The organism is Pedobacter sp. BG31, assembly GCF_042464845.1.
Taxonomy (GTDB): Bacteria; Bacteroidota; Bacteroidia; order Sphingobacteriales; family Sphingobacteriaceae; genus Pedobacter; species Pedobacter suwonensis.
The window spans coordinates 1-12,512 of sequence record NZ_JBHNZK010000037.1; the positions used below are offsets into that span (position 1 = coordinate 1).

The window sequence follows — 12,512 nt, forward strand, 5'->3', positions numbered from 1 at the left end:
GTAATCTATTGTTATGTCTTAAATCAATAAGAATATGCCCTATGTTCAGATGATTTCTTTTTCTAGTCCGATGACTGAACATTTATCAATCCGCTTTCAAGGTATAAACCGAAACCGAGCCTGCTTCACAGAAAAATTCTGCCCATCCATCCTCGCCTATGGTAACTTCTCTGTCGCAATGCCCCAGATAATCGCTGAAAATTTTGCCTGCAAACTCAGCACCAATCTCCATACGTTTATTCCCCGCTTCACCGTTTGATAAAACTACCGCAAGGCCCGAACCCTGGTGTTCCTCATCCCCTGAGCGTGTCCAGCCAATGCAACTTGGATGATCAAAATAATCACGTTGAAAACCATAGGCAAATGTTTTTCTCAACTGCAGTAATGCCTCCAGCTGAGGAAGTGCCGCCATGGTTACCTCATGATCTTTTCCATCGTTGCCTTTGTCGGTATATTCTGATCCGTATACATCCGCGTAAAAAACACAGGGATAGCCTGCTTCCCGGAGTAAAATGATCGCATAAGCATGTGCCCTGAACCATGGCTCTACCGTTTGTTCGAGCGATTGGAGTGGTTGGGTGTCATGGTTTTCAACCAGTGTTACCGCTAATTCTGGCCTTACTGAAACCAGTGATCCATCTAATATGGTGCTCAGGTCATATTGTTCGCCCTCCTTACTGGCGCGGGAGAAATTAGCCTGTAGGCTGGCATCGAAAAGCGACATACGGCCCTGGGTAGCATCGATATAATCCAGCATGGCCTGCGGATCGTATGGCGACCAATATTCGCCCACCGTAAAGAGTTCTTTACCTGTTTCAGCCCTAAGATAGTCTAACCATTCATTGTAGAAATCAGCAGGCATATGTTTAATCGCATCCAGACGTAGCCCATCAAAACCTGTGGTTTGATAAAACCAAAGCCCCCATCGTTTAAGCTCCTCTCTTACAGCAGGATTCCGAAAATCGATATCGGTCAGCATCAGGTAATCATAATTTCCGTTTTCGGTATCAAGCACATCTTCCCATCCTGCCCCATATTGGTTTTGAATACTATACACCGCTGACTCCTGGGTACGGGCATCGTAATCTACACCGGTAAAACATTGAAAATCCCATTTAAATTCAGAATATTTCCCTCCGCGTCCCGGATAGGTAAATTTGGTATAAGCATCGATCTCAAAAGGTTCTGAAATAAATTCATTTCTATTTTCAGGGTTTACCTTACGTACGGTCACCGGCTCATGGTCATCTGCACCGCCAAGATGGTTTAGCACGATATCTACATAAACATTTATACCAGCCTCCTGCGCTGATTTGATCGCCTGAAGATATTCTTCTTTAGTTCCGTATTTTGTGGCAATGCTCCCTTTTTGATCAAATTCGCCAAGGTCATATAAATCGTAAGAATCATAACCAGTTGAATCTTTGCCATCCATACCTTTATGTGCGGGAGGCAGCCAAATGGAGTCTATCCCCATTTCTTTTAATTTAGCAGCATCTTGTTGTACCTTTTTCCAAAGGCTGCCATCGTTGGGATAGTACCATTCAAAGTACTGCAACATCGTATGATTTTCCATCTTTAAATAAATTTAGTAGTGCATATACCTCTTAAATGGTACAATTGTTTTGAATTTGATCAATACATACTGAATTTATTTTATAACAGACAATCCGAGATGCAGATGATTGACTGATATGCCCTTTAACACGTAAAAAGATATGTGCAACATTAAACGGACATACGTTTTGCCTGCGGCTTTGTGTACTGTCAAATAGATCTTCATCACGGGAAGAAAAGACACGCAAATCTTTTGGTAAACGACACTAAATTGAGTGCAAATGGCCAGTTATTCGAAGTGTAAACCACGTTATTACTATCCGTTCCGTAAAATTCATCAATTTTTGGGTAACTTAGCAAATAGTTACTAATGATTTTGGGAAATAACCAATAATGGGTAAAATAATTCAGCTGTTACATAATGAAACCGAACTTTTTGCAAAACTTGCTAGAGGTGATGAGCAATCTTTCGACATTATTTATCGTCATTATGTAAAACGTTTATTTCCATATGTTGAAAAGCTAGTAAAAGTTCCCGAGTTGGCTGAAGAATTGGTTCAGGAGATTTTTGTTCAGATATGGATCAACAGACAAGCGTTTGCCAACGTACAGCATCCTACTTCTTATCTCTTCAGTATTGCAAACAGACAGGCCTTAAAATACCTCAAAAAGGTTGCAAATGACGAGCGTATTTTACAATGCATAACTAGCCATATTGAACCCTCCAGAAACGAAACCGAAGAGCAAATGGTATTGCGCGAAAGCGTAGAAGTCATTAAAGAAGCCGTTGCACAACTTCCTGATCAACGCCGTTTGATATGGGAATTGAGCAGAAATGAGGGGCTTAGTCATGAGCAGATTGCAAACAGGCTAAACATTTCTAAAAACACGGTCAAAAATCAAATGGTCCATTCCCTCAGATATGTACGTGAATTCCTCAGTAACCGGGATATCTCATTACCAATTTCAATAATTATTTTCCTGATTAACAGGAAACTATAAAATTTTTATAGTTTAGAATAGTCCTATCTATGCTGTTATCGTACTTATCAATTAAACAGCGAAAATAAATTGCTGGCTACACTGATATTAGATGCAAAAAGAACCATCCGCTATTGAAGTACTCTTTACAAAATATACCCGGGGCGAGGTTACAACCGAAGAAACCCTTCGGCTTTTCAAACTCATTGGTTCAGGTAAGCATGATGTTGAGATTAGTGAGCGTTTAGCCAACGAGCTAGACCATACTGACCCTGCAGATCAATATGAAACTAACTGGGAAACATCGTTAATTCGTATCAAAGCACAAGCTTTCGAGCCTATAAGAAGTATATCGAAAAGAAAGCACATTAACCTGTGGACCCGGATCTTAACGGCGGGTGCAGCAATCTTATTCCTTGTCTTTGGAATAAATTATTTCACGTCCAGGGAAACCGGCCATACTTACGAACATTTAACACAAAATGATATCGCCCCAGGTAAAGTGGGTGCAACGTTAACACTAGCAAACGGCAAAACCATAAATTTAGCGAATATAGCTCGTGGCGAATCGATCAAGGAAAATGGCATTGTTATTTCTAAAACTTCTGAAGGACAATTGCTATACCAAAGCGATCCAAACAGAAATGAAGCGCAAGATCTACATACCTTATCTACAGCCTTGGGGCAAACCTATACCCTTACCCTTCCCGATCAAACAAAAGTGTGGTTAAACGCCGCCTCAAGTTTAACCTATCATAGCACGCTAAAAGAGAAGGGCGTACGTAGGGTCCAGCTTAAAGGAGAAGCCTATTTTGAAGTAGCCAAAGATAAAACCCGCCCCTTCTTGGTAGAAAGCGGAACGCAGACAGTTGAAGTATTAGGTACACATTTTAACATCAATGCCTACAACGATGAAAAAACATATCGAACAACTTTGCTGGAAGGTAGTGTCAAAATTACCGATCACGCCCGGGAAAAAATACTAACTCCCGGATATCAAGCTACTACATTACCCGGAGAAATCAAATTAAGCAAGGTAGATACCGAATTTGCCATAGCGTGGAAAAGCAATAATTTCACTTTTGATCGCCTCGATATCAGGGAGATTATGCGAATAATAGCCCGATGGTACGATGTTGACGTGATCTACAAAGAAGAAATCCCTTCTGGTAAATTTTGGGGATCAGTATCAAGGTTCGACCATATTTCTCAAGTATTGATTCCACTAGAAGCCACAGGAAATGTGCATTTTAAAATCGAAGGAAGAAAGGTGTATGTTTATCGATAATCGCTCTCAGGTAAAATCAGCCACTGCAGATAACGGAAAATTAATTCCCAATGCCATTAAAAAGCCAGAATACAAATAACCAATCAATTAACCACCAAACAAACTAAATTATGAAAGGAATGATACTAAAGTTACACTAAAGGATATTAAAACTGAAAGTAACCATACCCTGATTGCAGTCAGGATATGGTAGATACTGGCCTCGAAAATAATGATCAACGATTTGCAGATGCTATGTTTAACTGACAACGGCACCATGCATTAACCAGACAACCAAACTTAGACAATAATGCGAACTAAAGCAATATTGATGGTATTTCATTGTACCGTTAAGTCCTTGTCGCAAACTAAAAAATGTGTTAAAAAAACTAAAAATTAAACAGGATATGCGTAGGTGTATCCATAAAATTTGGCTGATGATGCGATTAACCACCGTAATTTTAATAGCCGTGCTGGTACAGGTAAGTGCCGCCGGCTTTGCTCAAAAAATCAGCCTAGACAAGTCGAAGGCCTCGCTGGAAGAGGTAATTAAAAACCTACGTGTACAAAGTGGATACAACTTTGTAGTGCCTGGCGATTTACTGGACGATGCAAAAGCGGTTACCATAAGGGTTCGAAATGCAGACTTCAAAAAGGTACTGGAACAGATTTTCGAAAACCAACCCATTGCATACGAAATCAATAACAACACAGTAACCTTAAAATCCAAGCCAAAAACTATTTTTGAAAACATCTTTGAGCGATTACAGTCCATCACCGTAACCGGAAAAGTAGTGGACGAACTTACAGGGAGTCCGCTGGCTGGTGCCAACATTATGGTAAAGGGCCAAAAGCAATTTACGCGTACTGGAGCTGATGGTAATTTTGTACTTCAAAACGTTAATGAAGATGCCATTCTACTTATCAGTTATATCGGGTACACGACCAGAGATGTTAAAGCCGCAAAAGATCTTGGTGTGATCAGACTGGGTGTTGATGTCGGCAAATTAGAAGACGTAGCGGTTACAGTAAACACGGGTTACCAGAGGATAAAACCAGAACAGAGTACGGGTTCAGTTGCTCAACTCGGCACAAAAGAATATGAATCAAGGGTAAGCTCCAATTTCCTGGACGGATTGGTAAACAGATTGCCCGGATTGCTAATTAATAACGACGTACAGTTTACAAGTACGGTACCGGGCAGCGGACAATCAACACGGCCGCTATTTAATATCCGCGGCATTTCCACCATGTCGGCGAACCAAAGTCCTCTAATTGTTGTAGACGGTTATCCGACCGAATTAACCCTGGAAATGATCGACCCCAATGAGATCAAATCTGTAACTATCCTTAAAGATGCAGCTTCAGCAACGATATATGGCGTGAGGGCATCAAATGGTGTGATTATTATAGAAAGAAAACAGGCCAATCCAGGCGCCGCACAGTTCAATTTCAGGACTACACTGGGTTTAAGACCCGAAGAGAATTATAGCCGTTACCGTTGGGATCCACAGGCATCAGCCATTAATGCCAGCTACCTGCGCGAAAGGCAAGCATTAATTATCACACCAACGAGCTGGTCCTCTTTATATGGCACAGCATCGGGTGTAGGTGGAAATGTAAGGCGGTCTACTCCTTATTACATCCAGGCGCAGCTTGCTGCTGGAATTATTACCCCTGAACAGGCCGAAAGCTCATTTGCAGAACTGGCAAATTATGACAACCTGGATGATTACAGCCGCCTGTTCCTAAGAACTGCGGCTACACAAACCAATACATTAAATGTTTCTGGTGGTACGCCTAATGCATTGTATTACATTACAGCGAATTACACAAATAATCGGGACAATAAAATTCTAAACGACAACAACAGATTTTTACTAACCGGCCGTACCACACTAAAGTTGAGCCGAAAATTGACCCTGGAGCTCACTACCGAGTATCAGGAACAACGCACGAATGGTGTACCAGTACCCGGTCCGGCCGATTTTGCAGGTTACGAACGTTATGAAGATGTGAACGGTAACCCTGCCCCCATCATTTCCAGAAGTTATGCGCCGGTTTTCAATACCGTACTTTTATCCCAAGGATTGTTAGACCAGAACTATTATCCGCTGATTGATGCGCAACTAGTGAATGATAAAACGCAAACACTGAACAGTAAAACCATTGCCAACTTTAACTACGACCTTGGAAAAGGCTTTAATCTTCTGTTTGGGGGAGTATATGAAACCTCCAGGTCAGAAATCAGGCATTTAGCCGGGCGCGGTTCTTCAGAAGTGAATGCCTGGGTGAATAACTATACGGTTACGCCTACAACTGCCAATCCATCGCTGGCTTTCAAAAGAAACCTGCCTGACGGCGACTTCCTTCGGCAGCAGAACGCCAGCAATACCGGATATACTGCCCGTACCCAATTGAATTTTAATAAAGTAATCGGGAATCATTCATTTAATGCCATAGCCGGTGGCGAACTGCGAAATATCATCAGCAAAGGTAATTTAGCTTCCTACTTTGGTTACAACGACCAAAGCTTGTTGCAACAACCGGTAGATTATGCTTCCATTTTTGGCGGCCTGGCTGCAGTTCGCGGAACACTGGTTACGAGCAATACACTTGGACAACTAACTGACTTCTTTAATCAATCGTATAACGAGGATCGGTTTTTATCTGCTTTCTCCAACGTAGTTTATTCCTTTAAAAATAAATATTCATTATCAGGAAGTATTCGTATAGATCAATCCAACCTGTTTGGTAGCGACCCTAAATATAAATACAAGCCCTTATGGTCGGTTGGTGCAGCCTGGAACATAGACCGGGAGAACTTTTTGCACAAGCTTAACTGGCTTCACCAATTAAAGTTGCGGAGTGCTTTTGGCTTTAATGGAAATGTGGCCAAACTTTCGCTTCCACAGGTTATTGCGCAGGCTCAAAATAATACACAAAACACCCCGACACTAAGTTCTCTGATATTGGTTTCAAATGCCAATACCGGCCTGCGTTGGGAACAAACTGCAAACTTTAACCTTGGGCTTGATTTTAACGTTTTTAAAAATATTAGCGGCAGCATAGATTATTATACCAAAAAAACAACTGATGTGATGGGCAACTCTTCCATTGATCCAACTTTAGGTGCCCCATCAGCTTTGGTCAATTATGCCAGCATCAGAAATAATGGATTGGAGTTCAGTCTGAAAGCAGACTGGATAGCTAACAAAAACTTTAACTGGAACACAGGTGTGGTGATTGCCAAAAATAGCAGCAAAGTACTTGATGTTTATCGAACCGGACGCTACGACCCTCAAATAATAGATGTATTGGGTTTTGTAAGTGGTTATCCCGTAGGTGCAATGTTCTCTTACAATACCAAAGGTCTAAATAACGAAGGACATCCCATTATTTTAGATCCCAAAGGCAATGAATACGTGGTCAATACCAGTAGCTCAACCAATCCGCTGGCGATTGCCATGTCGAGCAAAGATTCCGGATTGGTACAATATTCAGGCACTACGGTTCCAAGTATTAATGCCGGACTGAGTAACCGTATAGATGTGGGTAATTTCTACTTTTTCGCCATGGTAAATTACTATGGGGGATTTAAAGTACGGGTACCCAGACCTAGCCCGGCAGATCTGAGACCTTTAGAAGGTTCTAATAACTTTTGGCGGGTTGCAGGCGATGAGTTGAAAACAGACATTCCCAATCTGGTTGACTTAAACAGTCCAAACCCATCATGGGCTTACCGGTACAATAGTAATTACGTGGTACATGGCGATTACCTGACCATCGGAGATATTACCGCTTCCTATCGTTTGAATGACCTCAATTTTATAAAAAAGGCAGGCTTCAAAAATTTCGAAATAAAGGCTCAGGTTTCGAATCTATACACGGTTGGATTTAACCGTTACAACTATAGCCCGGGTACCGGAAGTTACGCTAAATCATACGTAACCCCTACCTATACACTGGGCTTATTCACTAACTTCTAAAATTATACTGATGAAGATCATTAAATATATAGGCGTGTTGTTACTCATTTCAGAACTGCTTCTAAGCGGTTGTGATAAATACCTGGATGTTGAACCGAAGGGAAAACAATTACTAAAAACAACAAATGACTATGACCTTTGGTTGAATAGCCCCGTTTTCACCACCGAAACGGAAACCAATATCCTGAATTACATGACAGATAATATCGATTTGCCAAATGTAGGTAATCCACCTACTTCTCTGGCAGATTTGATTTATACCTGGGCACCCCAGTTTACCACAGATATCACTGCTGTCACCTATCTTTGGGGCGACCATTACCGAAGAATTAGCCTATATAATACGGTATTGATAGGTATAGATGCCGCCCAGGGCGGTACCGAATCGCAAAAGAATAGTCTGAAAGCAGAAGCTTTACTCGGCCGGGCACATTCATACTTTTATCTTGTAAACGAGTATGCCAAACCTTATGATGCCGCAACTGCAGCTACTGATTTGGCTGTACCCTACGTAACCTCGGATAATGTTAGTCAAAAAGCACCTACAAGAAGCACCTCTGCTGAGATTTATCAACATATCATCAACGATATTAATGAAGCTATTCCGAACCTGCCGGCCGATAACAGCAATGCCAGGTTTCGAGGTTCTAAGGCCGCGGCTTACAGTGTGTTGGCCAGGGTTTACCTCTATAGAAGAGAATATGCTGAAGCGCAACGTTATGCAGAGCTGGCTTTGGCAAATACCCGCGCAACCATGATCGATTTAACTACCCCATCAAGTTTTCCAACCACCTTAAATGTTGTATCACATCCTGATGTGATCTACGGTAAAGGTACAAATGCCGCTGGATTACCCCTGGCACAGGAATTAAAAAGTACGTTCGCTGCGAACGATGCAAGAAAGAGCGTGCTATACCTGAATTGGGCAAGCACTGTAAGAGGATCAACTCAGTTTTACGCTGCCGCAGTTACCCCGGCTTTTCAACTCACCAATACCGGAACCACCGTACAAGAAATGCATTTGATTGCTGCTGAATGTGCAGCAAGAGCCAACAATTTAACGGTTGCGCTCAGCCACCTGAATGAAATTCGTAGAAATCGACTCACTGGTACACCGATCTCCAGCAGAGATTTCAACTCAGAAAGCCAAACGACGATATTGGATGAGGTACTGGCAGAACGCAGAAGGGAATTACCTTTTCACGGCCTCCGCTGGTTTGATATGCGAAGATTAGACATGGAAAACAAAATGCCTTCCGTAACCAGAATTAATGCGCAAAACGTTGTCATTGCCACGCTTGAACCACACAGCAGCAAATATACACTTCAAATACCGGTTCAAGTATTGGCCTATAACCCAGATATGTTACAGAATCCATAACCAAAAAACTCAGAAAATGAAGATATCTAATTTTAATATACTGGCAATCTGCACGATTTTAATGCTTTACCTATCATGTAAAAAAGAGAAAGTGACAAGAGAACCACTCCCGGACGGAAGTGTTGCCTTTGATCTGCCAGCAACGTCAGACGTTGTGTCAAGACCGCTGGACATTAAAAATACTGCCGTAGTTTGCGTAGAGATGAAAGCTACTTTAGAAGGCAGCAGCTCCTCTGGTATTCACTATATTACCTTCGCACCTGACACCACTAAAATTAACGATTATAGAGCAAAGTATGGCAGTGGTGTGCTATTGCTGCCTACAACTAGTTATCTTTTTTACAAACCAACTGTGGCCATCCCCGCTGGAACAAATGTTTCAGAGGCTGCAGTACTAAATCTTGGTTTCCAAACTACCCTCAAAAAGTTTAGTACCTATGTGCTACCCGTTACCATTACATCAATAGACGGGCAAAATCAAGATCCGAAGACACGAAAAGTTGTTTATTATGTATTTAATACTGGTGATGCACTTTATGTAGACCATACCGGTTTTACCCTTACTGCCACAGCCTCTTCAACAGGAGGTGCAAACAGTGCAGGACGAGCAGTAGATGCCAATACCACCGGTACGTATTGGCTAAGTGCTACAACAGCTTCCCTACCACAATTTGTAACCGCAGACTTTGCAAGGGAAATTACATTCTCTGGATTAGATTACTTTATTCCAACGGTTGTAACACCAACAACCGGAGGCTATACCACCTCTGCTAAGGTAGAAACGAGCAGCAATGGCACTACCTGGACAGATAAAGGTATCTATGCCGTGGATGTAACCAACGCGACCAGAAAACAGACCATTAACTTTCCCACATTAACCACAGCAAGGTATTTACGTTTCACTATTTTAACGGCAACTCCATTTGTGCAATCAGGCACCAGCTACAGCGTAGGTTTTGTGGGTGGAATTGTTTTGAGGAACTAACCCAAAAATTTTATTTAAAAATAATTAGACATGAAAAAATTACTGATTCCAATTATAATGCTCTTACCTTTTGTGGTAGCGGCTCAGAAAAATTATTCCATTACCGGAAATATTCCTGCCTTAAAAGAACCGGCAAAGGCTTACCTGGTGACGCTTCAGGCAGATAAATGGAAAGAAACCGATTCTATTGAAATTAAAAACGGGAAATTTGAGTTTACAGGGCATGTTAACGAACCGCAACCAGCCCTTATTGCCGTTAAACCACTCCGCTTTAGACCAGGCGCTACGCTTGGCGATACTAAAGATTTTTTCCTGGAAAATGCTGCGATTACTTTGGATGGAACAGACTCCATTAAAAATGCAAAAGTGAGCGGTTCTGTAGCTGATCGCGAAAATAGCGAGCGAGAGGCGCTGATCGGTAAGGTAACAGCAAAAATAATGATGCTGCAAAGGGAATATGGCAAGAAAGCTACTGACGGAACTTACCTGAAATCTGTTTCAGAGCGCAAAATGGCAGCCGATAGCATCCAAAAACTAGTCGCTCAAAACCGAGCAATAAATATGAAATTCGCTGAAGACCACCTGAATTCATTTGCTGGCTTATATGCTTATAATATGTATGTACTTGATAACAAGTTTGAAGCAGCAAAAGTAGAGCCTTTGTTCCACAGATTCTCTCCTGAGTTAAAATCATCGCCACTAGGCAAAAGAACGGTCGAAAAAATTGAAATCGGAAAAAGACGCCAAACTGGCTCTAAAGTGACTGATTTTATTCAAAATGACATCAACGGAAAACCATTCAAACTTTCTTCGTTAAAAGGAAAATATGTATTTGTGGATTTTTGGGCAAGCTGGTGCCTTCCCTGTCGTGCAGAAAATCCAAACGTAGTAAAAGCCTATACTGCACTCAAGGATAAAAACTTCGAGATTGTCAGTGTATCACTCGATTACCCTGGAGGACAAAAGGTATGGGAAGAGGCAGTAAAAAACGATGGCATGCCATGGATCCACGTCAGCGATTTAAAAGGCTGGAAAAACGAAGTTGCCATGATGTATGGAATCAATTCTGTACCACAAAATGTTTTGGTCAATCCTCAGGGCGTAATTGTAGCGAAAAACCTTCGTGGCGAAAACTTATTGGATCAGCTGAAAAAATTCATCAATTAACCTAAAAAATAGATTTCAAAAAATTATGAAAATCAATCTAATGAACATCCTTGCGCTGTTCACCTGCCTGATTACCGGCAAAACAATGGCACAAGATAAATTTACCGTTACTGGCACATTGCCTAAAGCAGGAACTGAGAAAATGGTATTGTTAACCTTTATCAACGATAACGGAAAAAGCGTTGTAGACAGCACGATTTTAACCAATGGAAAATTTGTGTTTAAGGGCACCACCGCTTTTGGAAATAAAGCGTATCTCGAATTAAAGGCGATTAAGAAAGATCCTTCAAAAAGAACAAATCCTGATTTTACAGATTTCTATCTTGAAAAAGGAACAACAACAGTAAAGGGTGTAGATAACATGGCCAAGGCTAACATTACCGGCACAAAAATACAGGAAGAATATAATCAGTACAATTCAAAAACAGCCAGGTTAATTGCTCAATTTAAAGAAATTAGTGAGCGATTTGCAAAAGTATATTATGCAAAGGTGAAAGATTCGGTAGAAATCAAAAAGATACAGACAGAAGCAAAGCCGGTACATGCCAAAATTGAAGCTGCACTTGATTCATTTATTTTTAGTCATCCGGATTCTTATGTGACTGCAGATCTAATTCACCAAAATAAAATGGCGGTAATTGATGTCATTAAATTTGATCCTTATTATAAAATCTTAACGCCCCGGGTACTCGCCAGCTTTACTGGAAAAAAAATTACTGATAAGTATGAAAAGGCAAAACAATTTGCAGTAGGCAGATTGATTGATTTTACTTTACCAGACAAAGATGGTAAAGAATTCAAGTTATCTTCATTCAAAGGAAAGTATGTACTTGTTGATTTCTGGGCCAGCTGGTGTGTACCCTGCCGTGCGGAAAATCCATTTTTATTAAAAGCGTACCATGAATTAAAAGATAAAAATTTTGAAATTGTGGGCGTCTCGCTGGATGATACAAAGGCCGCTTGGATGAGAGCTGTTGAGCAGGACAAATTACCTTGGACGCAAGTGAGCGATGTAAAAGGTTTTAAGACAGAAGTAGCTGTGCGTTTCGGTATCACGGCTATTCCCCAAAACATACTTATTGATCCGGCAGGAAAAGTAATTGCAAAAGATTTAAGGGGTGAAGATGTAAATAAAAAAATAGCGGGCTTTATCAAATAACGATAAAATAGACGCTATCGAGTAGG

The 12,512-nt window shown here is 41.2% G+C and carries 8 protein-coding genes; 7 read left to right on the forward strand and 1 reads right to left on the reverse strand.

Features of this window, described 5'->3' with window-relative positions; all coding sequences use genetic code 11:
* Window positions 1-85: 85 nt before the first annotated feature.
* On the reverse strand, window positions 86-1,576 hold the full coding sequence (locus tag ACFE6N_RS23220; RefSeq protein ID WP_378940271.1) for an alpha-amylase: 1,491 nt from the start codon (window positions 1,574-1,576) through the stop codon (window positions 86-88).
* 374 nt (window positions 1,577-1,950) lie between these two features.
* On the opposite strand from ACFE6N_RS23220, the gene ACFE6N_RS23225 reads away from it, so the two are divergent.
* From ACFE6N_RS23225 to ACFE6N_RS23255, 7 genes are all read left to right on the forward strand, one after another.
* Entirely contained in the window at window positions 1,951-2,559 is a 609-nt protein-coding gene (locus ACFE6N_RS23225; RefSeq protein WP_378940273.1) for an RNA polymerase sigma factor, read from the forward strand.
* 91 nt (window positions 2,560-2,650) lie between these two features.
* Complete coding sequence (locus ACFE6N_RS23230) at window positions 2,651-3,826, forward strand: FecR family protein (protein ID WP_378940275.1); 1,176 nt, start codon at window positions 2,651-2,653, stop codon at window positions 3,824-3,826.
* A gap of 416 nt (window positions 3,827-4,242) precedes the next feature.
* A complete protein-coding gene (locus ACFE6N_RS23235; protein WP_378940277.1) occupies window positions 4,243-7,794 on the forward strand; it encodes a SusC/RagA family TonB-linked outer membrane protein in 3,552 nt (1,183 codons plus the stop codon).
* A gap of 10 nt (window positions 7,795-7,804) precedes the next feature.
* Complete coding sequence (locus ACFE6N_RS23240; protein ID WP_378940279.1) at window positions 7,805-9,175, forward strand: RagB/SusD family nutrient uptake outer membrane protein; 1,371 nt, start codon at window positions 7,805-7,807, stop codon at window positions 9,173-9,175.
* A 16-nt stretch (window positions 9,176-9,191) separates the two neighbouring features.
* Entirely contained in the window at window positions 9,192-10,160 is a 969-nt protein-coding gene (locus ACFE6N_RS23245) for a discoidin domain-containing protein (RefSeq protein WP_378940281.1), read from the forward strand.
* A gap of 30 nt (window positions 10,161-10,190) precedes the next feature.
* Complete coding sequence (locus ACFE6N_RS23250) at window positions 10,191-11,327, forward strand: thioredoxin-like domain-containing protein (RefSeq protein WP_378940283.1); 1,137 nt, start codon at window positions 10,191-10,193, stop codon at window positions 11,325-11,327.
* Between the two features lie 25 nt (window positions 11,328-11,352).
* On the forward strand, window positions 11,353-12,486 hold the full coding sequence (locus ACFE6N_RS23255) for a redoxin domain-containing protein (RefSeq protein WP_378940285.1): 1,134 nt from the start codon (window positions 11,353-11,355) through the stop codon (window positions 12,484-12,486).
* Window positions 12,487-12,512 lie beyond the last annotated feature (26 nt).

Bases quoted from the DNA above. Each gene is read 5' to 3' on its own strand.
- ACFE6N_RS23220 (WP_378940271.1), bottom strand. From the start codon at position 1,576: ATGGAAAATCATACGATGTTGCAGTACTTTGAATGGTACTATCCCAAC.
- ACFE6N_RS23225 (WP_378940273.1), top strand. From the start codon at position 1,951: ATGGGTAAAATAATTCAGCTGTTACATAATGAAACCGAACTTTTTGCA.
- ACFE6N_RS23230 (WP_378940275.1), top strand. From the start codon at position 2,651: ATGCAAAAAGAACCATCCGCTATTGAAGTACTCTTTACAAAATATACC.
- ACFE6N_RS23235 (WP_378940277.1), top strand. From the start codon at position 4,243: ATGATGCGATTAACCACCGTAATTTTAATAGCCGTGCTGGTACAGGTA.
- ACFE6N_RS23240 (WP_378940279.1), top strand. From the start codon at position 7,805: ATGAAGATCATTAAATATATAGGCGTGTTGTTACTCATTTCAGAACTG.
- ACFE6N_RS23245 (WP_378940281.1), top strand. From the start codon at position 9,192: ATGAAGATATCTAATTTTAATATACTGGCAATCTGCACGATTTTAATG.
- ACFE6N_RS23250 (WP_378940283.1), top strand. From the start codon at position 10,191: ATGAAAAAATTACTGATTCCAATTATAATGCTCTTACCTTTTGTGGTA.
- ACFE6N_RS23255 (WP_378940285.1), top strand. From the start codon at position 11,353: ATGAAAATCAATCTAATGAACATCCTTGCGCTGTTCACCTGCCTGATT.